Source organism: Paenibacillus sp. ATY16, from assembly GCF_003399985.2.
GTDB classification, from domain to species: domain Bacteria; phylum Bacillota; class Bacilli; order Paenibacillales; family Paenibacillaceae; genus Pristimantibacillus; species Pristimantibacillus glycanilyticus.
In genome coordinates this window covers 378,609-403,170 of sequence record NZ_NMOK02000004.1, presented here as the reverse complement: position 1 = coordinate 403,170, position 24,562 = coordinate 378,609, and the positions used below count along the sequence as shown (strand labels likewise).

The following is a 24,562-nucleotide window of genomic DNA, read 5'->3' as shown; positions in this document are numbered from 1 at the left end:
ATGATGTACGATATCATCGTTATTGGCGCCGGTCCGGCCGGTGCAAGCGCAGCAATCTTTACGGCAAAAGCAGGCAAGCAAACGTTATTGCTCGAGAACAACAAAGGCATGACCAAACGGGCATGGTTCGAGAATTATTACGGCATTACCGAGATTGGCGGCCCCAATCTAGTGGATACAGGCAAGAAGCAAGCCGTCCGGCTTGGCGCAGAGTTAAAAGAAGAGACCGTTACGGGCGTATCGCCAATCGAAGGCGGCTTGTCCGTTGTAACGGACCAGGGAACGTACGAGGCGAAGCATGTGCTGCTGGCAACCGGCGCTTTGGTTGATCTGGCGCAGCATATTGGCGTAGCGACAAAACCGGGCACGGAGCCGCGCATCAAAACCGTGGCGGATGTGGATCCGGCGGGCCGCACCAATATCCCTGGGGTATGGGCAGCAGGTACGGTTGCAGGCGTCAGCGTTCATGCGGTTATCACCGCAGGCGACGGCGCCAAAGTGGCAATCAACATCATCAGCGAGCTGAACGGCGAGCGTTACGTCGACCACGACGTATTGAAAGCCTGAATAATCGCACAAAAAAGGACGGAGCAGCTTCTGCTCCGTCCTTTCTTGTGCGCTCCCATAATGGTGGGTTGGCGTTCGCCACTACTATGGGGCTGTCGCTGCAGCACGGAAAAACCGTCTTATCTCGCTGCTTCGACCCCATGTGACCACTCACCTCCCACTGCAATACGGTTTTTTCCACTTATTTGGTTCTCTGCAGCCTGCACGCTACCAATCCGGCCCCTGTAGCACGGAAAAACCAACTTATTGAGCTATTTTGGACCCACGTGACCGTGCAAACCCCACTGTAACTCGGTTTTTTCCTCTTATTTGGCTCTTCACAGCCTGCACGCCACCACTCCAGCCTCTGTAGTACGGAAAAACCGTCTTATTGAGCTATTTTGGACCCACGTGACCACTCATCAACCGCTACAACACAGTTTTTTCTGCTATTCACCTCGCAAGCCACCAGCAGGACAAAAAAATGCGGTACTCGCAGTTGGCTACGAGTACCGCATTTTCTATTAAGCCATGGTCGAGCTTGAAGCCGCCGGCGCTGCCTGTTTGCCGGCTTCGCCTTGCAGCTTGCCGCCGTGACCGCCGCCGAAGTGGGCGCCGCCCCCAAAACCGCCGCGTACGCCTTTAGGCGCTTCCCACTCGCCGTTTACTTGCTTCGTCACCTCATCCGTGACCGCTTGCAGCTTCGCATCGTACTCCTCCTGCGTAACCTTGCCGCTCGCGAGCGCCTCCTCAAGCTTGGCCTTCACGGCGTTTACCCCTAGGTCGATCACGCTTTGCAGGCTTACGCCTTGCTTGTCCGCAATAGCGGCAAGTGTCTGACCGTCCTTCAGTGCCGTTTTAAGCTCCGTCGACGTTAATCCGAGCAGCTTGGCGAGCGCTTCCTTATCGCCAAATACGATAGCTCCACCATTCCCATGCCTTTTACCCGCAAAGCCTTTCCCGGCTGCCGCAAACCCTTTCGAATCCAGAAGCTTATCAGCAATAGCCGAGCTGTCCGGCTTTTTGACCGAATTACCTTCTGCCGCCGTACCATCCTTCTTCGGCGCGGCCGCTGCCGCAGCGTCGATCCATTCCACCAGCTTCGCTTTCAAATCCTCGCGGCCGATCCCTTGCGCCGCTCCAACCTCAGCCAAGGTAGACGTCTCAAGCTTGGTTTTAAGCTCTTCCGCAGACAGCTTCAAATAATCCGTCAGCTTGCTCTCCAGACCCGCCAGCTGGGCAAATCCGCCGCGCTTGCCGGCAAATTTTCCGTGCTTATCCTGCTGCGCTCCGGACGACGATGCCTGATCCGATGCCACAGAAGAGGAAGCCGATGCAGACGAGTCGGAGCCGGCCGCGTACGCCAATCCTCCTCCAAGCGCCAGGGTAAGGGCCATTAGGCTTGCCGCAATCGCTTTGCTTCTACGCATAACATTCCGCCTTTCCATCCAGGATTTACAATTACGCTTCCATTGTATCTCTCTTCTATGAACAGATTTTGAACATCACTCTTAATTAGCAGATTGCCAAAGATTAGAATTGTCTCAGAACTAAACTCCGGGTCCCCATGCGCCGAAAAAAAGAGTAAGTACCGATGCCAAATACTTTTCTAACATGGCCTCGCGAACTTACCTAATATATGGCTGTTATAGTTGGTTATAAGATGAAGACATCTTTGCTCAGGCAGCCGATCAACTACATAAAGAACGAGGGATAATGAATGTTCAAGAAGAGAAAAACCAGTTTAGCGCTCGTCCTTTCCGTTGTGCTCGCCCTTCTGTTTCTAGCCACTATCGGGGCAATGGTATCGATGACGACAAACAATCAGAAAGATGCCTATTTCGATGAAATGTCCCGTACGGTCAAGACCCTTGGCAATATTACCAGCGCCAAAATCGACCTGATTACCTCTGCGCAGGAGCAGCTGAATAAAGGAAAAACGCAGGGCTCCACGGAATTTTACAATCTATCGCTATTTTTGGAAGCCATGAACTCCAACGACCAAGTCTCCAACGTCTATGTTCTGCAACCGGACAAACTTGAAAAAGACGGCAAAACTTATCTCACCACGCTGCAGGGTACCGGAGCTCTTACGCAGGCTGGACTTACGCCGGGCACTCCCTACGAGCTGTCACCGGCATTTCTCAAGGGCTACGATAAAGCGATGAAAGACGGCTTTGCCCGAGTAGCTACCTACAAAGACGAAATGGGAACTTGGGTCAGCTATCTGATGGCCATCAAAGACAACTCCAATAAAACGGTTGCGATATTTGGAGCCGATTTCGACTATGACAACGTGCAAGCGGAGCTCGACCGCAGAATGTGGCAGGTCCTTAACGTCGGGATTACTTGCGATGCGATCGCCATTATCCTCATCGTAGTGATCGTGCGATATGCGATCAGGCCTTTGAAGCGTCTCAGCCAAGTAGCCGCCCTTGCCGCAAAAGGCGATCTGACCGCCACGGTACCGGTCACTACGGGCAACGAGATCGGCCAGGCTTCCCATGCCTTTAACGAAATGATCGCGAGCCTTCGTCAGCTGGCCAGCCATATTCGGTCTACCGCGGGCGAGGTTGCAGGCTCATCCTCCATCATGCAGGAAAGCGCCGAGCAGACCTCGCGGGCTACCGAAGAAGTCGCTCACGCCATTCAAGAGGTTGCCGCCGGAGCGGATACGCAGCTGCAAAGCTTCCAGGAATGCCAGCGCGCGATGAACGAGATGACCGTCGGCATCCAGCGGATTGCGGAATCCTCCGCTTCCGTATCCGAGTTGGCTACCGACGCTTCCGAGCTTGCCAATGCCGGCGATACGGTTATTAACCGGACAGTCAACCAAATGCAGGTGATTGAGCAAAATGTCGGCGAAACGGTAACCGTCATGCAGGAGCTGCAGCAAATGAACAGCCGGATCGGTTCCATTCTCGAGATGATTGGCGAAGTATCGAAGCAGACGAACCTGCTCGCTCTTAACGCATCGATTGAAGCAGCCCGGGCAGGCGAGCACGGCAAAGGCTTTGCCGTTGTTGCCCAAGAGATCCGCAAGCTGGCCGAACGCTCGAAGGAGTCATCGGATCAAATCAGCGAAATCCTGAGCGGCATCAGCAGCCGGACAAGCGAAGCCGTTGTCTCGATGGAAAAAGCGGCCGAAGGCGCCCGCGAAGGCCGCTCCGTCTCCCATCAGGCAGGCGAATCGTTCCGTTCCATTCACGAAGCTATCCGCCAGGTTTCCTCGCAAATCCAGGAGGTTTCAGCGGCTTCCGAGCAAATGTCGGCAGGCAGCGAGGAGATCGCGGCTTCGCTTGACCAGCTGGAGCATATTGCCGAAGCATCCTCCATCCAGTCCCAGCGCGTAGCCGCGGCTTCCGAGGAGCAGCTCGCTTCCATGCAGGAGGTGGCAAGCTCGTCCGCGCAGCTTCGCAACCTGGCATCCGAACTGAACAAAGCGATCGACACGTTCAAGACGGAATAAAAATCAAAGCCAAATGCCAAGAAAAAAAGCACCTCCAGCAAGCCAGCCGGCTGCATGGAGGTGCTTTTCTCATAACCGGAATCGGGGAGAACCCTTCCCCTATCCCGTCTTCGATTAAGATGCGGTAACAGCCGAGCCTTGCTGCAGCTGGTACATCGCGAAATATTTACCGCGGTGGTCCATCAGCTCATCGTGGTTGCCGCGTTCGACGATGCGGCCGCGGTCCAGCACCAGAATTTGATTCGCCTGGCGGATGGTTGATAGACGGTGGGCAATAACAAACGTCGTACGGCCCTTTTTCAGCACATCCAGCGCTTCTTGAATGATGGCCTCTGTCTCTGTATCGATGCTTGCGGTTGCTTCGTCAAGAATCAGAATCGCGGGATCGTAAGCGAGCGCCCGCGCGAACGAAATCAGCTGGCGTTGGCCGGCGGACAGCGTACTGCCCTTCTCGATCACTTCCGCATCGATGCCGCCCGGAAGCTGCGCGAACATGTCGTAGGCGCCAACGTCGCGGAGCGCCTGCTCCACCCGCTCCCGGCTGATCGCCGGGTTGTTCAGGCTGATGTTCGAGGCAATGGTGCCGGTGAACAGGAACGGATCCTGCAGAACGATGCCCATATGCTGGCGCAGATGCTGCTTCGGAATATCCAGCACATCCTTGCCGTCGATAATGATGCTGCCCTCATTGGAATCGTAGAACCGGAACAGCAGGTTCATAATCGAGCTTTTGCCGGAGCCCGTATGGCCAACGAGTGCCACCGTATCGCCTTGACGGGCGGTGAAGGAGATGTTTTTCAATACATACTCATCCTTCTTGTAGGCAAACGAAACGTTATCGAATTTCACTTCGCCCTTGTAACGCTCCATCATGCCCGGTTCAACCTCAACGCCCGGCTGATCCATCAGGGTAAACACCCGCTCCGCGGATACCCTTGCCGTCTCCAGATTGGACAACTGGTTCACGACACCAACGATCGGCTGGAACATCCGGTTCATCAGATCGACGAACGCGTACAGTACGCCTACCCCGATGGCAGCGCCGAACCAGTCGCCCCAGAAGAACCAGATGACGATAAGGAAGATGATGTTGCGGACGACGTTGACCAGGTTATGCGACGTAATCGAGTTCAAGCTCAGCAGCTTGTTCTGATACGTAAAATAATGCTCGTTCAGCTCGTCGAATTCTTTAAAGGTCTCTTTCTGACGGCGAAACGCCTGGATAATCGCCATCCCTTGGATGGATTCGTTGATCATCGCGTTAATCTCGCTCAGCTTCGTCCGGATAATCCGGTTGTAACGGGCCGCAAAGCGGCGGTACAGATTAATCCAGACGAGCAGGATCGGCACAAGCGGCAGCGCAAACAGCGCAAGTCTTGGATCCAGCAGGAACAACGCTCCGTAGATCGCCGTCATGTACACGATCGCGGAGAAGAAGTTCGCGAGTACCGCCACATACAGCTCTCGGATCGCCTCCGTATCGTTCGTAATCCGGGAGACGACCTGGCCTGCGGCCAGCGTGTCGAAGTAATTCACCGGAAGCCGCTGCGTATGGGCGAATACGTCATTGCGCATGCGCCGGACAATCCGGTTCGCGGAGGTCTGCAGCAGGAGCCGCTGTCCGTAAGTGAATACCGCGCCAAGCACAAGAAGTCCGACATAGAGTCCGGCAAGCTTCATCAGGCTTGGAATTTCCGGCTTGTAGAACTGATACAGCTCTTTAGCCGAAATCAGGGCAACCGGGAACGCGGCATTCTCTCCGGTTGTTTTGTCGGTGACGGTCATCTGGCCGTCCGCCACCTTGCGCACGCCTTCCACGGCGGGAAGGGTGCCTTCATACCAGTAAAATTTTCTGCCGGCCTGAAGCAGATGCACCTCGGCGCCTCTAGCCTCGCCGGCCGCGAAGTGGTCTTCGCGCTTATACCATTTATCTTTATAAGAAACTGCGTACGGCTCATCCGCCGCAACCTCGTACCAGCTCTTCTCGATGCCGAGAATATTCTGATCGATCATCCGCTTTGCAATAAACGGCCCCGCCAGCTCCGCGCATACGGCCAGCAAGAGCAGAACTAACGCTCCAATGATCGGTTTTTTATAAAGCATGGCGTATTGAAACAATCGTTTACCTGTTTGACCCATTGTTCGTAAACGCCTCTCTTTCCTATGATTCAATCAGCGACTCCAGCTGCTGCCGCTCGTACTGCTCTCTGTACCAGCCATCCTGCTTCACAAGATGATCATGGGTACCCTGCTGAACAATACGTCCTTCATCGAGCACGATAATGTGGTCGGCATGCTGCACCGCGGACAGCCGGTGAGTCGTAATTAGTGTCGTTTTGCCTGCGCGTTCCGTCCGGATGCCTTCGATAATCTCGGCCTCGGTCCGTCCGTCTACCGCGGACAACGCGTCGTCCAGCATCAAGATTTCCGGATCGGCGATAAGCGCGCGGGCGATGCTGACCCGCTGCTTCTGACCGCCGGAGAGCGCAACGCCCTTCTCGCCGACCATGGTTTCCAGCCCGTCAGGCAGGAATTGAATATCCTTGGCGAAGGAAGCCCTTGCAAGCGCACGCTGCATATCCTCTTCCGTCGTTTCGCCTTTCTTGCCGAACATAATATTCTCGCGAATCGTCTTCGAGAACAGGATTGGCTGCTGCGGCACGTAGCCGATCCAGCCAAGGAGCCGTTCCATCGGCAGCTTTTCAAGCCGCTGCCCGGTAATCTTGATCTCGCCGGCGCCAACCGGATATTCGCGCAGCAGCTGCTTGAGCAGCGTTGTTTTGCCGCTGCCCGTACGGCCGACGATACCTAGCGTCTGGCCTTGGCGCAGACTGATGTTTACATCGCTCAAATTATCTACCACCGACGACGGATAACGGAACGTTACATCGTCAAAAGCAATCGTTGCCGGGGCGGTCACATCAATGGTGTTCTCCGCATCCTGCACATCCGGCTTGTAGCCAAGCGTTTCTTCTACCCGGTCAAGCGAAGCGTTGCCCCGCTGCATAATGTTGATCAGCTCGCCAATCGCGAACATCGGCCAGATCAGCATCCCGAGATAGACGTTAAAGGAGACCAGCTCGCCGAGCGTAATCTCGCTATGGAATACGAGATAACCGCCATAACATAAGCCGATCAGATAACTGAGGCCGACCAGAATTTTGATCGTTGGCTCGAAAAGCGCATCGATCTTGGCCACCTCGATATTTTTCTGAAAGACCTCGTCGGTTTTCTTGCGGAATTGATCCTGACTTGCTTCCTCCTGCACGAAGGCGCGGATAACCCGTACCCCCGATACCGATTCCAGCACCTGGTCGTTCAATTCGCCGAAAGCGTCCTGCGACTGCATAAAGCGCTCATGGATTTTACCTCCGAAATGCTTCATCGCAAGCGCGATGAACGGCAGCGGCAGAAGCGCCGCCAGCGTCAGCTTAACGCTGATCATCGCCGCCATAATGCCGAGAATCGTCAGCATGAAGAAAGTGGAGTCAATCAGCGTCAGAATGCCGAATCCGGCCGTTGTGGCAACCGCATTCAGGTCATTCGTGGAACGGGCCATCAGGTCGCCCGTCCGGTTCCGTTCATAAAAGGTTGGCGACATCTTGAGGAAATGACGCATCAGTCTCGAGCGGAGCAGCCGCTCCAGTACGAAGGCACCGCCAAACAGCTTATAGTGCCACACGTAAGTGATCGCGTAGCCGACCACCGTTACGGCGACCCAGCCCGCCACGACCTGCATAAAGCCCGTAGCGTCCAGCCTGCCCTGATGAATCCCGTCAATCGTATGGCCAATCAGCCAAGGCGGAATGACGTCGAGAAACCCCGTGATGATGAGCAGCACGCAGGCTAGCGTATATCTTTTCCAATTCATTGCGAAAAACCATCGAAGCTTCTTAAGTACGATAAACATAGTTTCTGTTAGACACCTCCCGTTTCCATCCAAGCATCTTCCCCCACAAAACCGCAAAAAAAGGAAGCGCACCGTTAGATAACGATACGCTTCCTTTGGCAGTAATCGGGCACAAGTTGGCCCGCTGCATCAAAAAAGGCGCACGGTTACGGTTACGTAACCATGCGCCTTTGATTCTAATGGGATACCCCTAAAGATCAAAGAGATTCGACGCGCGGATGGATTACGCTCATAAATTTAGTATGCATTTGGTTAAATTGTTGATGAACGCCTACAATTGGATTCATGCCGTAATCCTCCTTTCGATTTGTTTAAGATATTTGTCACTTTACCATCCGAAGAAATAACTGTCAATCCGTTTTTTTGTAAAACCCCGCCTATTTTGGAGGATGATCACATAACCCAGGCTTCCGCCTGCCGCTCCGCCAGCAGAAGCTGCTCGCGAACCCTGACCACTTCGCCCACAATGATCAGCGCCGGGTTGACCACTTTAAAAGACACCGCCAGCTTATGAATGTCGGCAAGCGTTCCCGTAATTACACGCTGCTTGCTTGTTGTGCCGCGCTCAATAATCGCAACCGGCGTAGCTGCTGCCTTGCCATGCTTCAGCAGCTCCCCGCGGATTACGGCGAGCTGGCTGACGCCCATGTAGATCGCCAGCGTATCCACGCTATGCGCAAGCAAATCCCAGCGGACCGGCTCCTGGTCGCCATGGCAGCGATTGCCGGTCACGCAGGCGAAGGACGCCGCCTTTCCGCGATGCGTCAGCGGAATCGCCGCCGAAGCCGCCGCGCCAATGGCCGACGTGACGCCCGGCACGATCTCCCACTCGATGCCGTGCTCCGCCAGCTCCAGCGCTTCCTCGCCGCCGCGCCCGAAGACGAAGGGGTCGCCCCCTTTCAGGCGAACGACCGTCTTCCCTAGCTTGGCGTATGCGACAAGCGCTGCGTTAATCTCCTCTTGCGGCATCGCGTGAGCATTAGGCGCCTTGCCGCAGTACACCAGCTCCGCATCCGCGCGGGCGTAAGCGAGAAGCTCTTCATTCACGAGCCGGTCGTACAGGATCACGTCCGCCAGCCCGATTCGCCGCATCGCCTTCACCGTGATCAGCTCCGGATCGCCCGGGCCCGCTCCAACAATGTATACCTTACCCGCTGCCGCCGCCCGCATTACAGACCGCTTTTCTCGGCAGCAAGCGCCGGCTTGGCTGGAAGTCCCGACTTTGCGGAAGAGGAGGAGGAAGAGCTTTCGGAGTCCTTTGCCTTCTTGTTATGCGACCAGTAGAACATAAAGCCGGTAAACAAAGCGCCGCCAACAAAGTTGCCGAGCAGCACCGGAATTTGGTTCCACAGCCACCAGTCCGCTACCGATACGTCTGCGCCAAGCATCATGCCGGCAGGGATGACGAACATATTAACGACCGCATGCTCGAAGCCTTGCTCGAAGAACATCAGAATCGGCAGCCACATTGCAACGATTTTGCCCAAAGTCGATTTGGAGGTCATCGCCATGACGACGCCCAGCGTTACCATCCAGTTGCATAGAATCGCCTTAATAAACACAAGTACGATCCCGTCGAAGCCCATTTTTTGATAACCCAACGTCTTGGTCTCGCTGACTTGAATGAGCATTTGGGCAAGCGGATTCGTCATATCCGTCCCCATCTTCGTAACCGCCATGCCGTATAAAGCCGCGTATACCGCGCAGCCGATCAGGTGGCCGATAATGACAAGCCCGTAGTTGGCCAGCATCCGGGATAGGGAGGTTTTCCGTTTGAAGACCGATAGAGGAATAAGCGCAAAGCTGCCGGTCACGAGCTCAAGCCCCAGAAGAACGATGATGACAAAGCCGATCGGGAAAATAATAGCTCCGGTTAGAGCCAGTGAAGTTTGCGTTGTGGCCGTATAGGCGAGCGTAGTTGCGAATGCCAGAATGCCGCCGCCCAAAAATCCCCTCATCAGCATTTGCGAGGCGCTCATTTCCGCCTTTGCCGTCCCTGCCTCTACCATCGATTCCAGTACTTCAGCCGGTTTCACGTAGTCCATGTTCCATTCCTCCTAAAATGAATGATCACCGCGATAGCCCGTATATGGGCTATCGTGATGATTCATACTTCGAAAGCGTCCACCTAATGAATGATCACCGCCAGCTATCGTGATGATTCATACTTCGAAAGTGTCGGGCTTATTGTCTCTTTTCCGCTTTACAAGGTGATATAGATCTCGCCGCTGCCCGGGTCAATCTCCGTCTCGAACGTCTTGACGCAGCCGTCGTCCGGCTCATGCACGCGTCCGCTCTTCAGGTCTATCTTCCAGTCATGCAGCGGGCAGTGTACGGCCGTGCCGCACACCATCCCTTCCGAAAGCCTGCCGCCCTTATGCGGGCATTTGTTCTCGATTGCCTTCACGCTGCCGTCTGCCAAGCGGAAAATAGCAACGTCCGTGTTGTCGATCTGCACCGTTCGAGAGCCCAATACGTCGATATCCGTCATTTTCGCCACAAGCACCTTTGTCACCATATAGTAGCTCCCCCTATCCTTGCGCCGGCTGCGGAGCGGATAATTGCTCGAAGTTTTTGCGCAGCTCTTTGTTCTCTATAATTTCTTTCCAAGGGTCCGTAGTATAGCTGAGCGTCTTCTCCAGACGCTCCACCAAGGCCAGGCGGTCTTCCCGCTTCTCGAGAGCTTTCTTGACATGGTCCAGGCCAACGCGTTCAATCCATTGCGCGGTACGTTCGTTCCATGTCGCATTCTCGCGGTAATATTGCAGGTAAGCCGAGGACCATTCCATCACTTCATCCTCCGTCTTCACGGTACAGAGAAGCTCGGTCGCGCGGACGTGGATGCCACCGTTGCCGCCTACGTGAAGCTCCCAGGCGCCGTCGATCGCGACAATGCCAAGATCCTTGATCGTTGCTTCCGCGCAGTTGCGCGGACAGCCGGATACGGCAAGCTTTACTTTCGCCGGAGCCGTCATTCGCTCGTAGGCTTTCTCCATCCGGATCCCCATGGCGATCGAATCCTGCGTGCCGAATCGGCAGAAGGTGTTGCCGACGCAGGTTTTTACCGTGCGGAGCGTCTTGCCGTAAGCATGGCCGGAAGGCATGTCAAGCTCCTCCCAAATCTTCGGCAGATCCTCCTTCTTCACGCCCAGCAGGTCAAGCCGCTGCCCGCCGGTGAACTTCACCATCGGAACCTCATACTTCTCGGCGACGGTAGCGATTTTGATCAGATCGGACGGCGTGGTTACGCCGCCGTAAACGCGAGGCACAACCGAATAGGTGCCGTCCTTCTGAATGTTCGCGTGGTAGCGCTCGTTCGTGAAGCGCGATTCCTTCTGATCCTCGTATTCTCCCGGCCATAGCATGCCAAGGTAGTAGTTCAGCGACGGACGGCATTTCGTGCAGCCCCCTTCGTTCTTCCATCCCAGCACGTTCATGACTTCCTTGACCGTCATGAGGCGCATTTCCTTGATAGCCGCAACGATCTCGTCACGGGAATGCTCCGTACAGCCGCAGATGCCTTCCTTCATCGGCACGCCCGCCGCATCGCCGGCGTACAGCTTCAGCAAGCCTTCCACTTGAGGTTTGCAGCCTCCGCAGGAAGCGGAAGCTTTCGTGCAGCCTTTGAGACTGGCCATCGTATTGCAGCCTTTATTTTGAACGGCATCGGCAATGGCGCCCTTCGATACGCCGTTGCAGCCGCAGACGATTTCATCGTCCGGCATCGCAGCCAGCCGGTCCCCTGCGGAGGAAGTACCCCCGCCTGCAGGCGAGAAGCCAAGCAGCAGCTCCTTCTCCTTGCCTTCGATCGAATCGCCCTTCTTCATAATCGAGAACAGCTCGGCACCGTCGGAAGTATCGCCAAACAGTACGGCTCCTACAAGCTTGCCGTTCTTGATTACGATCTTCTTGTACGTACCCGCTACGTCGTCCTGAATGCGCAGGGCTCTCGTGCCCGGCCCTTCGTTGAATTGGCCAGCCGAGAATACGTCAACGCCGGATACCTTCAGCTTGGTTGAAGTAACGGAACCCTGGTAGCCTTCCGTCTCTACGCCGGCCAGCAGCTTTGCCAGAACGGCGCCTTGCTCATACAATGGAGCAACAAGGCCGTAAGCGATTCCCCGGTGCTCGGCGCATTCGCCAACCGCGTACACATCCGGAATATTCGTCCGCATGAAGTCGTCAACGATAATCCCGCGGCCGACTTCGATACCGGAAGCTTTCGCTAATTCAACGTTCGGTCGGATCCCCACAGCCATCACGATAAGATCCGCCTCCACCTCGCTGCCGTCCGCGAATTGCAAAGCCTTCACGCGGCGTCTGCCCGTAATGGAGGCCGATTGCTTGCTGAGCAGGAATTTCATTCCTTGCGCTTCGAGCTCGCGCTGCAGCATCCGTGCAGCCGGCTCATCCAGCTCGCGGTTCATCAGAATGCCGTTGATATGGACAACATGCACGTCCATGCCCAGATTCAGCAGCCCCCGCGCCGCTTCAAGCCCAAGCAGGCCACCGCCGATGACGGCTGCTTTTTTGTATTTTTGGGAAGTCTCCTGCATAATCTCTGTATCGCGGATATCCCGGAAGCCAATTACGCCCTCTTTGTTCGCGCCAGGCAAAGGCAGCATAAACGGATTCGAGCCCGTTGCCATAACCAGCACGTCATAGTCCGCTTCTACCCCTTGCTGGGAGTACACTTTTTTCCGTTTCGTATCAATTTTCGTGACCGTATGCCCGGCATGCAGCTGAATATGATTGTCCGCGTACCAGTCCCAGTCGTTAATGATGATATCCTTCATGTCCGTTCCGCCCGCAAGCACCGAGGATAACATAATCCGGTTGTAGTTCGGGTACGGCTCCGCGCCAAAAATCGTAATGCTATATGCATCCGGTGCGAGCTTGATCAGATGCTCGATTGCCCGCACCCCCGCCATTCCGTTGCCAACCAGCACCAATTTTTTTCGATCCGCCATTGTCATTCTCCTCTCCACTCTCTCTAGCTCTTAATCTGTATGGAAAAATAGAAAAAGCCTGCTTCGGATTCCGCGAGGACGCACTAGTGCATTCCCGCAAAAGACGAAGACAGGCTTCATTGCCGCTTCAAATGAATACGCCATTGTATTCACGAAAGTTTAAATTATAGTGCCGCAAAGCCGGAAGCTTTGTCGGTGTGTTACCGCTACTATACAATGCCGAAACATTCATGTCAACATACTTAACATAAAAAATGAACATTTGTGCGTATCGACAGTTTTACATGTTCCATGTTATATATAATAACAAATGAGATTCGTTCGTAGGGAAGAGGAGGATGACATGCGTTCTCTGTTAGTGATCGACAATCCCGGGGGAAAAGCGGAAGCGCAGCAGCTGGAACAAATGCTGGAGGCATACGGGTATTCCGTCCTGTATGCAAGCTCGGATGACACGGCCAAAAACCATCTGCCGAAGGCAGACGCAGTCATTTTTCACCTGCCGTTAGGTGAAGTGAAGGCTTGGGGCAGCCGGCTCTTGCAGCGCAAGAGGCTCCCTATGCTCTGGTGGTGCAGCGCGGATACGGCTACGATGTCCGCCGCCTTTTGCGAGGATGATCTGCCGATCGACGGCATTCTCGCGCCATCGATGAGCGAGCAGGAGCTCCACTGGGCGCTTCATTTCGGCTCGAAGGCCTGCTTCGAGCGGCAGCAGTGGCTGAACGAGCGCAAGCAGCTGGAGGCGCGGCTGGAAGAGCGGAAGTGGATTGACATGGCCAAGGGTATCCTATGTAAAATAAAGCAGGTATCCGAAGCGGAAGCTTACGACCTGCTGCGCAAGCAGGCGATGAACGAGCGGAAGCGGATCGTGGATGTCGCGACATCCATCGTGAAAGTCTATCAGCTGCTGCAAGAGCAGAAATAAAGGGGTGCTGACGATGTTTACTACACTATTAAAAGAAGTCGGCCGAGGAAAAAGGGGCGCCAGGGACTTAACCTATGAAGAGGCGCTGGAAGCGGCCGACTGGATCATGAGCCGGAAAGCGACCCCTGCCCAGATGGGAGCCTTTTTTATTGCCGAACGGATTAAGATGGAAAGCGTCGAGGAACTCGAAGCGTTCGTCAACGTATGCCGGAACAGCGCCTACCGCGCTCCCATTCAGGAAGGATTGGACTGCGCGGGACCATACGACGGGCGGGTAAAAACGTTCTTCGCCTCGTTCGCGACAGCCTTCGTGCTGGCTTCGGCCGGCCTTCCCGTTACGCTGCACGGCGCGAAATCGCTGCCGCCGAAATGGGGCGTAACGCTGCTGGATATGCTCGCCGAGCTGGGCATCGGGAAAGCGCAGCTGACGCGGGACCGCGTCGTGCAGGCGGCTAAAGCAACCGGCGTGCTGTTCGTCGACACCGAGGAATGGTGCCCGCCGCTGGGCGAGCTTCGGGGCATCCGCGAAGAGCTTGGCATGCGTACGGTGCTGAACACCGCGGAGAAGCTGATCGATTTCTCCCATTCGCCGTACCTCGTCTTTGGCGTATTCCATAATACCGTCTTCGACCGGATGAGCAAGCTGCTCACCGATTTGAAATACCGCCGGGCCCTTATCGTGCAAGGGACGGAGGGCTCCGAGGATCTGTTCATCGAGCGCCCTACCCGCACCTATATCGTTGAGGATGGCGAGGCGCGACTGCACGTCATTGATCCGGAGGAATTCGGCTTGGAGGCAACGCTGCCGGAGAAAACCGAATGGAGCGCTGCCGAGCAGATCGAGACCGTCGAGGCCGTCCTGCAAGGCAAAGCCCATATCGGCTACGTGAACCAGGTTCTGCTGAATGCGGCGGTTCGGCTCCGTCTGGCTGACCGCGCCGAATCCGTCGAGGAAGCGTTGTATCAATGCAAAGCGCTGCTCGACAGCGGGGCTGCGTGGGAACGTTACGCAGCTTGGCGCAGCAGCTTGCTCGGCGAAGGAACACCCTCCCCGATCGGCAGTGTGAAGTAAGGTAACATACGCGCTGGCACTGCAGTTGGGCAGTTGGGCAGCCCCCCACCTCCCTCTTAACCTAAGATGAACATAATCAAGAGCTTCTGACGGGACGATCGTCCCGTCAGAAGCTCTTTTCCTTTCCATTCCTCTCAATTCCCTATCCAGAGATACGCCCAACACCGCAAAAGGCGACGGACTGCTGCTGTTATAGACGGCTTAAGGTCCCTAAGGGATCTTAACAGCAAGAAGAAGTAGCCAGTTTTGAGGGTTAAGGCCCCTAAAGGGCCCTAACCCAACAATCTAGCCCGCCCGAAGCGGCATAAACAGGCCAAGGGCGAGAAATAAGACCCTGTGAGGCGCTAATCGCCTGTACCAGGGCAAAAAAAGCGGCGATAAGACCCCGACAGGGTCCTATCGCCGCCCAACAATGGCGCCATGCCTCAACCCGCGCTGTCCTAGCGCGAGCGTGCTCGGCGTACGAGCAGCGCATAGCTGAGCACGGCCGCGGTCTCCGCCGCGGCGATAACCATCCCCATCGGCAGCGCGGCTTTGCTGCCGCCAAGCCCCACAAGCGGCGCCATGCAGGCGCCAAAAACAAAGGACAGCAAGCCAAGCAGCGCCGATGCGCTGCCTGCCGCCTGCTGCTGGTTCTGCATCGCAAGCGAGAAGCTTGCCGTCTGCACAATCCCGACGCTGGCGACGACGAAGAATAAAGGCACCAGCACGGCGAACAGCCCCCAGCCGGCTATAATCGACATCAGCAGCGCCAGCCCGCCCGCAAACGCGAGGCTAAGTCCGGCAACAAGCAGCTTTGGCGCGCTTACCTTGCCGGCAAGCCGCCCGGCGATCTGGCTGGCCGCGATAATGCCAAGCCCGTTAATAGCGAAGCACAAGCTGTAGCCCTGCGGCGAGACGCCAAACAGGTTCTGGATCACAAACGGCGACCCCGAGATATAGGCGAACATCCCCGCTACCACAAAGCCCTGCGTCAGCGCGTAGCCCATAAAGACGCGGTCCGTCAGCAATCGGCGGAATTTCGCCAGCATATTGCGGACTCCGCCCTGCGAGCGGTTCCTCTCCTGAAGAGATTCCTTCATCCCGAACCATACCGCCGCAAACATCACCGCGCCAATCACGGTCAGAACAATAAACACGCCGCGCCATTCCGTCCATTTCAGAATTTGTCCTCCGGCAATCGGAGCCGCGATTGGGGCTACGCCGTTCACCAGCATCAGCATCGAGAAGAACCTTGTCATTCCCGCTCCCTCGAACAAATCCCGGACAACCGCACGCGATATAACGATTCCCGCCGCGCCGCCAAAGCCCTGCACGAAACGCAGCAGGACAAAGGTCTCAATGGACGGCGCCGCCACGCATAGAATCGAAGCCGCAATATAAACAATGAGTCCAATTAATAAAGGCTTGCGTCGGCCCCTGACATCGCTGATCGGGCCAATAAACAGCTGTCCCAGCGATATGCCCAGCAGGCAGGCCGTTAAGCTAAGCTGGGACATCGACGTCCCCGCGCCGAAATCATCCGCAAGCTCCGGCAAAGCCGGTAAATACATATCGATCGATAGAGGAGCAAACGCAGACAACGAGCCAAGCAGCAAAGCCATCCACAAGACCGCTTTTGGTGCCTGTGTCTGCGCCGAATCCTTATCTTTTCCCATTAGGCAACCACTCCAGAACCGTTTTATCGCAAACATTCTAATGACGATTCCGGGCCCTGTCAAGGAAACAAAAGAAGAGGATGCCCCTAAAGGCATCCTCCCGAGCGATCCAGCTATTCGGCCGTATTGACGACAGCGCTCAGCTTCACGGAATCATTCAGATTCACGATCAGAGGAAGCATCCTCTCCCCGCTGATCATTGGGGATTGGCACAACACGCAGGTCGGCGTTTGGTCAAAAGAGAAGTTGGCCCGCATCCAGCCATTGCAGTCCTCGCTTGCGCATGACCAAATTTTCGTGATGACCTCCGGAATATCTTCCTGAATTTTTTTTCTGTTATACATAGGTATGTATGCCTCCTTCTGCACATTAATCTGGTACGGACTCCATAAACCCCGTCACTTTAGAGTGCCTATAACCGCTAATTTCATACATAAAATTTCTAAGCGGAAGAGCAGGCGCAAAAAAAGCTCTCCCGCCTCCGTCAGGAAGCGAAAGAGCTTGAACTATGTAAGATTAAACGTTGTTTTTCCTTGGTACATCATTTATAGCTTATAGCCGAATTCATTCGGAATATATTCAATGCAGGATACCGCAATAAACGTCAGCTTCTCCCCGGCTGCATCGTATTTAACCGTATCGGCCGCAACCGAATACCAGATCTTCAGCGTTGGGCGACCGTCGTCGTATGTCCGGAAAATAAATACGTTCAGCTCCTGCTTCCACTTCAGAATCTCTTCTATTCCGGCATGCTTTGGCGTATGCACGTCGAATTGCCACTGCCCCGCTTCATGCGTCACCTCGTAAGCCACCGATTGCTTGGATGAATCCACAAAAGTCCTGCCGCCTACGGCGTGTTTGATAAGTAACTGTTCTTTCATGGTTGAACCCTCCTAAAAAGCATATAGCTCTCTTTCAGCCGCATTTCGCAAGCATGCCTTACGGCAGATCAATCAGCATCACAAAGGCGGATTCTTCGGCGGCGGACAACACGAAATCGGGCTCGAATTCCGCGCGGATCGAATCTTTGGGTCCCATCGCAATGCCATTCACGTTCAGATTCCCTTCCAGCACCATAACAAAGGCGCGGCGTCCGGTTTTCTGATTAAAAAAGATCCTTCTGCCCGGCTGCAGCCGGCCCAAATAGATCGTCATATCCTGATTGATGCTTGCCGTATCTCCCGCGCCATCCGGCGTCACAACCGGCAGCAGCGCATTCTGCAGCTTCGCTTCATCGTAGCTGGCCATTTCGTAGGAGGGAGCGAGCCCCCGTTCTTTCGGCATAAACCACAATTGCAGGAAGGTGCCTTCCTCTGTATCTGAATCGTTGTATTCCGCGTGAATAATTCCCGTTCCCGCCGACATGCGCTGAACTTCGCCTGCCGATGTTACTTCGATATTGCCAAGGTTGTCTTCATGCTTCAGTCTTCCCGTCAGCGGAATCGTCACGATCTCCATCTCGCTGTGCGGATGAGCGCCAAAGCCGCGCCCCGGTGCGATCGTATCATCGTTTAATACCCGCATGACGCCAAAGCTCGAATTGTCGGGATCGAAGTACTCCCCAAACGAGAAGCTCATCGCGCTGCGGAGCCATCCCAAATCGACAGAATGGCGGGCACTTGCCGGAAAATGTTTCATCATCGAAAAAACGCCTCCTTTTTCAATCAATATTCCGAGCCATATCCTCCTTTTATTGTAACCTCGGGCAGACAGGTATACCAAAAAAATATACCGGACGGGCTCGTGCTAAGACCTTATGTAATCGTAATGGTAAGTGAAAATATAGGGCAATCTAACGGCAGGAGCAAAAAAAGGGAGTGTGAACGGGCGATGGACAATAAGGATGATCTCGTTACGGAGAGAGATATCGATCCGAAATTCGGCTTATTTACAGAGGAAATGCCGCAAATCGTCTTGCCGGATGCAACAAGTAAACTGATCGATAGGTATCCGAAAAAGGGCGCAGCAGCGCCGCCTCCCAGCGGACCGGCTGACGGCTCGCGGTAAGGAGCTATAACAAGTATAGCACTTAAGGAGTGAGGTATACAGCCCCTTACGGCGAAATATCGCCAAATACGGGAAAATAAAAGGACGCATCAACCTGTGCAAACAGGCCATGCGTCCTTCTTCTTTTAACTCGCACGGGATATTATTTTGCCGAAACCGCCGGCGAATCGTTAACCCCCGCTGCAGGCAGCGTCGGGTATAGCTTCTTCGATACAAGCGTCTGAATGATCATAAACGTTCCCCCGACAACCCAGTACAGCGGCACCGCAGCCGGAGCGCTGAAGGAGAAAATCCCCATCATCACCGGCGAGAGCAAGCCTAGCATCGCCATTTGCTTTTGCTGAGCAGAGTCCACGCCAATCTGCGATACGCGGAACTGCACGTAATAAATCGCTGCAGCCAGGAACGGCAGAATATGATCCGGCGTGCCGAGCTGGAACCACAGGAACGAATGCTGGGCTAGCTCCGGCGTCATCTTGATCGCGTAATAGAGGCCGGTCAGGATCGGCATCTGAATCAGCATAGGCAGACAGCCAATCGCCATCGGATTAAACTGATGCTTGCTGTAGAGCTCCATCGTTTCTTTTTGCAGCTTGGCCTGGTTCTCAGGTGTCTTCTCTTTGTACTTTTCTTTCAGCTTGTTCAGCTCCGGCTGAATAACGCTCATCTTCTGCTTCATGCCTTGCTGGCCTTTATACTGCCGCAGCATCAGAGGCAGAAGGACGATCCGCACGAGCAGCGTCATGACGATAACGGCCATGCCGTAGCTGTCGCCAAAGAAAGAGGCGATGTGCTGAATCAGATACGAGAACGGAAAAACGACATAATGGTTAAAAAAGCCTGGCGTGTCGGAATCAATCGTTCCTTTGGCGCCGCAGCCGCTGACGATCACTAGGATCGCGATGGCTGCGAGAATTCTGTATTTTTTAGTAAAAGCGGTGAATGCATTGTTTTTGCTCATAATAGCCTCCTCGTTTGTGTGCGTGCTCGGTAATCCTCACAAACGAAGCGCGACAATCCGCTGATTCACCATCCGGTGCTTCTTTACGCTTAATCCTTCGGGCCAGCCAATGCTGGATCCTCTCCAGCCTGCTGATGACCACGACAATCGGAACAATCGGCTCCCATACAACTCGCTTCTGCAAGGTATTAAACTCCGCGTCAACGCTCTGATGGGCGAAATACGCCAGATAAGCCATCGAACATAAAATACTGATCGAGAAAAAATACGGGATTAAATCCTGCAGCTCTAACAATGCATTCACCTCCTTATCGTAATTAGCATTGTAAGCATTGCTGCTTGCTTTCCTCTAATACGGCTGCAGCCGGCATACGTTTCTTCTCCCGGCCCAAAGTCCAGTTCAAATCCCATCTCGGGACGGTTAAGGCGAATGTCCGCCGGCGCTACAATGAACTATGACTATATTATCACATCGCGGACAGGATAGCTTCCTTGGCTTCTTGGAATCCGATGCACTATTTTCCGCGGCAAAGTCCGGGACGGAGGAATCGATTGTATGTATTTTGCAGCTATTAGCGTGGCAAGGGGCTTTCTGCTTCTTACCCTGCTGCTCGCCTGGATTGCCGGCAACAAGGCGTCCGCCCTGCTATTCAGCGGTTCAGAGGCGAATTTAAACCGAAAAGCGCGTAAATTAATAACCTGGGCCATATTCTTGTCCATTTCCTGCGCGGGCGTTCTTGCAGGCATCATCTGGCTTATGGCGGTTACGGATTCCGTCTTCTGGCGGGACCGCCTGCTCATCCCGCCCGTCCTGATTGTTCCGATGCTGATGATATGGCTTGGCGCGTTCCCCCGCCTTCGCCGCATCCGGCAAGCGACGATGCGCAGGACGGAAGCGCCGCTTGACGTCAGACTGCTGAGCCGGGCTTCGCAGCCCGCGCTTGTTGCGCCTTACCAATTCGCAGCGCTTGGCTCCCTGACCGGCCTGTATTGGACGTTCACGACCACGATTCCGTTCGACGTCATGAACGGAACCATCCCGCTGGTGCTGCTTCTTGTCGCCGGAATGGTTCTCTGGCTGACGCATCTTAACCGTAGCTCAAGAGTAAGCTTGACCGGAACAAAGCCGGTTAACCGTCCCATGATGCGGTTCCTGCGACGGATGGCCGTATTCGCGGTTGTTCTGGCAATAGGAAGCATCCCGTTTTACAGCGGGTTAGAAGCCAGCAAGCTGCCCGAGAAGATCTCCATGACGGATGGTCCGATGGATAACGGAACGGGTACGGCACTTGCCCATGACCATCACAGCGGTGCCGTTACGGCATCGGCAGAACCCGTGAAGGAGATCTCCGTCGATAGTCTGACAGGCCCCGCGGAAGGAAAAGCAGATGTTTCGTTTACGCTAACCGCCGAGAAGAAGACCATTACGCTGGCTTCCGGACGAACGGTAGAGGCCTGGACCTATAACGGTCAGACGCCCGGACCGGAACTGCGCTTGAAGAAAGGGCAGCTGGTCGAGGTCAAGCTGATTAACAAAGATATCGAGGAAGGCGTAACGTTGCACTGGCATGGCCTTGACGTTCCCAATGCGGAGGACGGCGTGGCGGGAGCAACGCAAAATGCCGTCATGCCCGGCGATACCTATACGTACCGGTTCGTAGCCAATCAGGTCGGCACCTTCTGGTACCATTCCCATCAGGATTCGCAGGAAGCCGTGGAAAAAGGACTGTTTGGCTCGCTGGTGGTCGAGCCGGAGGAAGGAATGCCTCCAAATACAAAAGACATCACGGTGATGACCCATATCTGGGATCACCAAGGCGTTGCCATTGGAGATAACGAAGGCATCCAGCATGCAAAGATCGCGCCGGGAACTCCGGTACGTCTACGTCTGATCAATACGGACGACTGGGTCCGACAGTCATATACGCTGCTCGGAGCCTCATTCAAAGTGGCGGCCATTGACGGAACGGAGCTTCATGAGCCGCAGAATTTGAAAAATGTCAGACTTGATCTGATAACGGGCGGCCGATACGACGTGACCTTCACCATGCCGGATACGCCGGTTACCTTAAACGTGGGGTTAGGCGGCAAGCTGGGCATCGTTATGAGTCCGGATGGACAAGGCGATTTGCCTAAGCAAATCTCTAACCTGCCGATCTTTGACCCTACCCATTACGGGACGCCCGCTGCAACGCCTTTTGACGCAAACAGCCGTTTCGACCGGGAATTTACGATGGTGCTGGATAACCAGCTCGGGTTCTTTGACGGCAAACTCGCGCTCAATTATACGATTAACGGCAAAGTGTTCCCGGATACGCCGATGTTTATGGTCCGCGAAGGCGAGCTTGTGAAAACAACGATTATTAACCGCGGCGCCGTTGAGCATCCGATGCATCTTCACGGGCATCATATGCTGGTCCTGTCGCGGAACGGCGAAGCCGCAGACGGCAGCCCCTGGTGGACCGATACGCTTGATGCGGCTCCGGGAGAGGTCTACGAAGTTGTCTTTGTTGCCGACAACCAGGGACTGTGGATGGACCACTGCCATAACCTCGCCCATGCGGCGGCAGGCATGACGATGCATTTGATGTACGAAGGCATTACATCTCCGTATACGGTAGGTACGGCTACGCATAATCATCCAGAATAATAAACAATAAAAAAATCGCGAGTCTGCTCCTGTATGCAGGAGCAGACTCGCGTCATTTTATTTATGATCTTCCCCTTCGCGGAGCAGAGCGATAAACGCTTGAAGCGGCTGCGACATCCATTTGCGGGGATGAATCAAATACTGCAGGTCAAAACGGATTTCCGGATGAATAAACGGGAGAGCCGCCAATCGGCCCTGCTTCATATCTTCCGCAACAACCATGCGGGGCAGCAATGCGAGGCCCAGCCCGTTCACGACGCATTGCTTCACCGCCTCCGGATTGCCGAGCTCGAACAAGGCGTTAAAGGCGATCCCGCCCTCCCGCAGCACCTTCTCGAACATTCCCCGGTACACGCAGCTTTCCTCCGACATGATAAGCTCCATGCCGCTTAAATCTTCCAGCTCAATCCGGGGGCGATCGGCAAGCGGATGACCTGCCGGCGCAGCTAATACCAGTGGTTCTTCGCGCAGCGGCCGGCATTCCAGCGACGCATCGGCCGGCTTGGCGTCAAGCAGCAGACCGATATCGTATTCGCCGTCCTTCACCTTGCTGATAATGTGCGATTCGCGGTCCGGCTGAAGCTGGATGGTCAGCTCGGGAAACAGCTGGCGCAGCTTCTGCAGGTATGGAGGCAGGAAATAAGCCGCCAGCGAATCGATAGCGCTGATCACAAGCGTACCTCCCGCATAACCCGCGACCGTTTCCTTGGATTGCTCGTACAGCTCCAGCATTTGAACGGCCAATGCATACAGCTTCTCGCCGGGCGGCGTCAGGCGCATATGTCTGCCGAACCGCTCCAGCAGCGGCGCTCCGTATTCCTTCTCCAGCTTCTGAATCTGAATGGTTACGCTGGACTGCGCATAACCAAGCTCTTCCGCGGCACGCGTAATACTCCGCCTTCTCGCTACCTCGCAAAAGGTCTGCAAATAAACCAGCTCCATGCTCCCACCTCGGCTTTTATCTAATTATTAAAATTATTGATGTTAGTCATGAATCATTATAGATAACTGTAATACTTCAGCCATGCTACAGTAAAGACAGAATTCATAAATCAAACGGGAGGCGCTGGAAATGCTAACGGAAATGAAAGGAATTTACGTGCCGGTGGTAACACCTATGGGGGCTGGCGGAGAAGTGGACATCCGTTCATTCGAATCCTATGTGAAGCAGCTGGTTGAGGATGGCGTGAACGGGATCGTGGTAAACGGAACTACGGGGGAATCCCCGACGGTCACGCTGGAGGAAATGGCGGCTCTTACGGCAGCCGCGCGCTTGGTCTGCGGGCCTATGAACCGTCCGGTCATTGTTGGGACGGGAACGAACGATACGGCTTCCACCGTGAGGAAAACAGCAATTGCAGGAGAGCTTGGCGCGGATGCCGCCCTTGTTGTTGTGCCCTATTACAGCCGTCCTTCCCAGGAGGGCATCATTGAGCACTACAGACAGGCAGCAAGCACGGGCCTGCCGATCGTGGCTTATGAGATTCCTTCGCGCACGGGAATACGCCTTGCTCCGGATACGGTCCGCGCCATTCTGGACCTGGACGGCGTCATCGGGATCAAAGACAGCTCCGGCGGAATCGAACTGATGATCGAGCTAGCAAGCAGCGGGGATCACAAGCCGGTCTTATGCGGGGAAGATCGTTACTTCCATGCTATGCTCTGCTGCGGCGCAGCCGGTGGCATGCTGGCATCCGCTAGCGTTCGGACAACGGCTTTCGTAGAGGTGTATGAGCAGTTCATGCTGGGCCAGCTTGAAGCAAGCAGGCAGTCCTTCGGCGCTCTGCTTCCCTTGATCCGTCTGCTGTTCCGGGAGCCAAATCCCGCTCCGTTAAAATATCTTCTTGCCCGGCAGGGCAGCATAGCCTCTGAGCATATCCGCTTGCCGCTTACTCCGGTGTCGGAGGAGCTGCGGCAGCAGCTGAATGCCTGGCTGTAGCCGCTAGCCGGCCGGAATAGCTTCCCACAGCGGGGAATGAGTAAAGCCTTCCATCGACCGGATCGTGTAAGCCGGATGCGGGCTTGCCAGCTCGGCCATGTCTGCCTTGCGGTCAACCGGCTTTACTTCCATAACGGCGATTCCCGAGCCCACCGCATGGTCAATGCCTGCCGCGATCGCGGCGGCATGGCCGCAGCGGGCTGACAAATAGATCGCTCTCACGCGGATATCCGCCGCGCAAAAGACGCGCAGCATATCAGCCGACCGGTCTGTGCTGTAGTTATCGACAAAAATAAATTCGTAGCTGGCGGCGGCAGGCTTCATGATTTGCTTCAGGCGCTTATAGGCGCCAAACAGCGATTCCTCGTCATTGCAGACCGGCACGATAATCGAGTAGGTAACTGGCAGACGCGTCATTTTCCCCATCCCCTTCGGACAAAATGTTGCTCTATACT

General features: G+C 55.0%; 22 protein-coding genes. 7 read left to right on the top strand and 15 right to left on the bottom strand.

What is annotated here, in order from left to right; all coding sequences use genetic code 11:
* Nucleotides 1-3: 3 nt before the first annotated feature.
* On the top strand, nt 4-567 hold the full coding sequence (locus tag CFI03_RS04885) for an FAD-dependent oxidoreductase (protein ID WP_248756751.1): 564 nt from the start codon (nt 4-6) through the stop codon (nt 565-567).
* 503 nt (nt 568-1,070) lie between these two features.
* Here the strand turns inward: CFI03_RS04885 and CFI03_RS04880 are convergent.
* Nucleotides 1,071-1,976 (bottom strand): hypothetical protein, encoded by a 906-nt coding sequence (locus CFI03_RS04880; protein WP_248756658.1) that lies wholly within the window; start codon nt 1,974-1,976, stop codon nt 1,071-1,073.
* Nucleotides 1,977-2,266: 290 nt separating this feature from the next.
* On the opposite strand from CFI03_RS04880, the gene CFI03_RS04875 reads away from it, so the two are divergent.
* Nucleotides 2,267-4,015 carry a methyl-accepting chemotaxis protein gene (locus CFI03_RS04875; protein ID WP_248756657.1) on the top strand — a complete coding sequence of 583 codons (1,749 nt, stop codon included), beginning with the start codon at nt 2,267-2,269 and terminating at the stop codon, nt 4,013-4,015.
* 114 nt (nt 4,016-4,129) lie between these two features.
* On the opposite strand, the gene CFI03_RS04870 is transcribed toward CFI03_RS04875, so the two are convergent.
* From CFI03_RS04870 to nirB, 6 genes are all read right to left on the bottom strand, one after another.
* A complete protein-coding gene (locus tag CFI03_RS04870; RefSeq protein WP_248756656.1) occupies nt 4,130-6,154 on the bottom strand; it encodes an ABC transporter ATP-binding protein in 2,025 nt (674 codons plus the stop codon).
* A gap of 22 nt (nt 6,155-6,176) precedes the next feature.
* Complete coding sequence (locus CFI03_RS04865) at nt 6,177-7,925, bottom strand: ABC transporter ATP-binding protein (RefSeq protein ID WP_248756655.1); 1,749 nt, start codon at nt 7,923-7,925, stop codon at nt 6,177-6,179.
* Nucleotides 7,926-8,318: 393 nt separating this feature from the next.
* Nucleotides 8,319-9,095 carry a uroporphyrinogen-III C-methyltransferase gene (gene cobA, locus CFI03_RS04860; RefSeq protein ID WP_248756654.1) on the bottom strand — a complete coding sequence of 259 codons (777 nt, stop codon included), beginning with the start codon at nt 9,093-9,095 and terminating at the stop codon, nt 8,319-8,321.
* The gene (locus tag CFI03_RS04855; protein WP_248756653.1) at nt 9,095-9,970 is read right to left on the bottom strand and encodes a formate/nitrite transporter family protein; all 876 of its coding nucleotides are present in this window, start codon (nt 9,968-9,970) and stop codon (nt 9,095-9,097) included. The genes cobA and CFI03_RS04855 overlap by 1 nt, the downstream gene beginning before the upstream one ends.
* Nucleotides 9,971-10,128: 158 nt before the next feature.
* Nucleotides 10,129-10,443 carry a nitrite reductase small subunit NirD gene (gene nirD / locus CFI03_RS04850; protein ID WP_248756652.1) on the bottom strand — a complete coding sequence of 105 codons (315 nt, stop codon included), beginning with the start codon at nt 10,441-10,443 and terminating at the stop codon, nt 10,129-10,131.
* 13 nt (nt 10,444-10,456) lie between these two features.
* The gene (gene nirB / locus CFI03_RS04845) at nt 10,457-12,895 is read right to left on the bottom strand and encodes a nitrite reductase large subunit NirB (protein ID WP_248756651.1); all 2,439 of its coding nucleotides are present in this window, start codon (nt 12,893-12,895) and stop codon (nt 10,457-10,459) included.
* Nucleotides 12,896-13,238: 343 nt separating this feature from the next.
* On the opposite strand from nirB, the gene CFI03_RS04840 reads away from it, so the two are divergent.
* Nucleotides 13,239-13,820: an ANTAR domain-containing response regulator gene (locus CFI03_RS04840; RefSeq protein WP_248756650.1), complete on the top strand. Its 582-nt coding sequence runs from the start codon at nt 13,239-13,241 to the stop codon at nt 13,818-13,820.
* Between the two features lie 13 nt (nt 13,821-13,833).
* Nucleotides 13,834-14,892 (top strand): anthranilate phosphoribosyltransferase, encoded by a 1,059-nt coding sequence (locus tag CFI03_RS04835; protein ID WP_248756649.1) that lies wholly within the window; start codon nt 13,834-13,836, stop codon nt 14,890-14,892.
* 440 nt (nt 14,893-15,332) lie between these two features.
* Here CFI03_RS04835 and CFI03_RS04830 read toward each other — a convergent pair whose 3' ends face one another.
* The 4 genes from CFI03_RS04830 to CFI03_RS04815 form a co-directional block, all read right to left on the bottom strand.
* Nucleotides 15,333-16,550 (bottom strand): multidrug effflux MFS transporter, encoded by a 1,218-nt coding sequence (locus tag CFI03_RS04830; RefSeq protein WP_248756648.1) that lies wholly within the window; start codon nt 16,548-16,550, stop codon nt 15,333-15,335.
* A 113-nt stretch (nt 16,551-16,663) separates the two neighbouring features.
* Entirely contained in the window at nt 16,664-16,894 is a 231-nt protein-coding gene (locus CFI03_RS04825) for a cold-shock protein (protein WP_127496152.1), read from the bottom strand.
* 201 nt (nt 16,895-17,095) lie between these two features.
* Entirely contained in the window at nt 17,096-17,431 is a 336-nt protein-coding gene (locus tag CFI03_RS04820) for a hypothetical protein (RefSeq protein WP_248756647.1), read from the bottom strand.
* 58 nt (nt 17,432-17,489) lie between these two features.
* Nucleotides 17,490-18,191, bottom strand: a complete 702-nt coding sequence (locus CFI03_RS04815; protein ID WP_248756646.1) for a pirin family protein — start codon at nt 18,189-18,191, stop codon at nt 17,490-17,492.
* 189 nt (nt 18,192-18,380) lie between these two features.
* Here CFI03_RS04815 and CFI03_RS04810 point away from each other — a divergent pair, with 189 nt between their 5' ends.
* A complete protein-coding gene (locus CFI03_RS04810) occupies nt 18,381-18,557 on the top strand; it encodes a hypothetical protein (protein ID WP_164775514.1) in 177 nt (58 codons plus the stop codon).
* A gap of 142 nt (nt 18,558-18,699) precedes the next feature.
* Here the strand turns inward: CFI03_RS04810 and yidC are convergent, their stop codons facing one another.
* On the bottom strand, nt 18,700-19,518 hold the full coding sequence (gene yidC, locus CFI03_RS04805) for a membrane protein insertase YidC (protein ID WP_127496155.1): 819 nt from the start codon (nt 19,516-19,518) through the stop codon (nt 18,700-18,702).
* Nucleotides 19,484-19,813, bottom strand: a complete 330-nt coding sequence (locus CFI03_RS04800; protein WP_248756645.1) for a hypothetical protein — start codon at nt 19,811-19,813, stop codon at nt 19,484-19,486. The genes yidC and CFI03_RS04800 overlap by 35 nt, the downstream gene beginning before the upstream one ends.
* Nucleotides 19,814-20,074: 261 nt before the next feature.
* Here CFI03_RS04800 and CFI03_RS04795 point away from each other — a divergent pair, with 261 nt between their 5' ends.
* A complete protein-coding gene (locus CFI03_RS04795; protein ID WP_248756644.1) occupies nt 20,075-22,168 on the top strand; it encodes a multicopper oxidase family protein in 2,094 nt (697 codons plus the stop codon).
* A 57-nt stretch (nt 22,169-22,225) separates the two neighbouring features.
* On the opposite strand, the gene CFI03_RS04790 is transcribed toward CFI03_RS04795, so the two are convergent.
* Nucleotides 22,226-23,110 (bottom strand): LysR family transcriptional regulator, encoded by an 885-nt coding sequence (locus CFI03_RS04790; protein WP_248756643.1) that lies wholly within the window; start codon nt 23,108-23,110, stop codon nt 22,226-22,228.
* A gap of 130 nt (nt 23,111-23,240) precedes the next feature.
* On the opposite strand from CFI03_RS04790, the gene dapA reads away from it, so the two are divergent.
* On the top strand, nt 23,241-24,107 hold the full coding sequence (dapA, locus tag CFI03_RS04785) for a 4-hydroxy-tetrahydrodipicolinate synthase (protein WP_248756642.1): 867 nt from the start codon (nt 23,241-23,243) through the stop codon (nt 24,105-24,107).
* 3 nt (nt 24,108-24,110) lie between these two features.
* Here dapA and CFI03_RS04780 read toward each other — a convergent pair whose 3' ends face one another.
* Nucleotides 24,111-24,524 carry a glycosyltransferase gene (locus tag CFI03_RS04780; RefSeq protein WP_164775515.1) on the bottom strand — a complete coding sequence of 138 codons (414 nt, stop codon included), beginning with the start codon at nt 24,522-24,524 and terminating at the stop codon, nt 24,111-24,113.
* Nucleotides 24,525-24,562 lie beyond the last annotated feature (38 nt).

Excerpts from the sequence above, each read along its gene's own strand:
- CFI03_RS04885 (WP_248756751.1), top strand. The coding sequence starts at position 4 with ATGTACGATATCATCGTTATTGGCGCCGGTCCGGCCGGTGCAAGCGCA.
- CFI03_RS04880 (WP_248756658.1), bottom strand. The coding sequence starts at position 1,976 with ATGCGTAGAAGCAAAGCGATTGCGGCAAGCCTAATGGCCCTTACCCTG.
- CFI03_RS04875 (WP_248756657.1), top strand. The coding sequence starts at position 2,267 with ATGTTCAAGAAGAGAAAAACCAGTTTAGCGCTCGTCCTTTCCGTTGTG.
- CFI03_RS04870 (WP_248756656.1), bottom strand. The coding sequence starts at position 6,154 with ATGGGTCAAACAGGTAAACGATTGTTTCAATACGCCATGCTTTATAAA.
- CFI03_RS04865 (WP_248756655.1), bottom strand. The coding sequence starts at position 7,925 with ATGTTTATCGTACTTAAGAAGCTTCGATGGTTTTTCGCAATGAATTGG.
- cobA (WP_248756654.1), bottom strand. The coding sequence starts at position 9,095 with ATGCGGGCGGCGGCAGCGGGTAAGGTATACATTGTTGGAGCGGGCCCG.
- CFI03_RS04855 (WP_248756653.1), bottom strand. The coding sequence starts at position 9,970 with ATGGACTACGTGAAACCGGCTGAAGTACTGGAATCGATGGTAGAGGCA.
- nirD (WP_248756652.1), bottom strand. The coding sequence starts at position 10,443 with ATGGTGACAAAGGTGCTTGTGGCGAAAATGACGGATATCGACGTATTG.
- nirB (WP_248756651.1), bottom strand. The coding sequence starts at position 12,895 with ATGGCGGATCGAAAAAAATTGGTGCTGGTTGGCAACGGAATGGCGGGG.
- CFI03_RS04840 (WP_248756650.1), top strand. The coding sequence starts at position 13,239 with ATGCGTTCTCTGTTAGTGATCGACAATCCCGGGGGAAAAGCGGAAGCG.
- CFI03_RS04835 (WP_248756649.1), top strand. The coding sequence starts at position 13,834 with ATGTTTACTACACTATTAAAAGAAGTCGGCCGAGGAAAAAGGGGCGCC.
- CFI03_RS04830 (WP_248756648.1), bottom strand. The coding sequence starts at position 16,550 with ATGGGAAAAGATAAGGATTCGGCGCAGACACAGGCACCAAAAGCGGTC.
- CFI03_RS04825 (WP_127496152.1), bottom strand. The coding sequence starts at position 16,894 with ATGTATAACAGAAAAAAAATTCAGGAAGATATTCCGGAGGTCATCACG.
- CFI03_RS04820 (WP_248756647.1), bottom strand. The coding sequence starts at position 17,431 with ATGAAAGAACAGTTACTTATCAAACACGCCGTAGGCGGCAGGACTTTT.
- CFI03_RS04815 (WP_248756646.1), bottom strand. The coding sequence starts at position 18,191 with ATGATGAAACATTTTCCGGCAAGTGCCCGCCATTCTGTCGATTTGGGA.
- CFI03_RS04810 (WP_164775514.1), top strand. The coding sequence starts at position 18,381 with ATGGACAATAAGGATGATCTCGTTACGGAGAGAGATATCGATCCGAAA.
- yidC (WP_127496155.1), bottom strand. The coding sequence starts at position 19,518 with ATGAGCAAAAACAATGCATTCACCGCTTTTACTAAAAAATACAGAATT.
- CFI03_RS04795 (WP_248756644.1), top strand. The coding sequence starts at position 20,075 with ATGTATTTTGCAGCTATTAGCGTGGCAAGGGGCTTTCTGCTTCTTACC.
- CFI03_RS04790 (WP_248756643.1), bottom strand. The coding sequence starts at position 23,110 with ATGGAGCTGGTTTATTTGCAGACCTTTTGCGAGGTAGCGAGAAGGCGG.
- dapA (WP_248756642.1), top strand. The coding sequence starts at position 23,241 with ATGCTAACGGAAATGAAAGGAATTTACGTGCCGGTGGTAACACCTATG.
- CFI03_RS04780 (WP_164775515.1), bottom strand. The coding sequence starts at position 24,524 with ATGACGCGTCTGCCAGTTACCTACTCGATTATCGTGCCGGTCTGCAAT.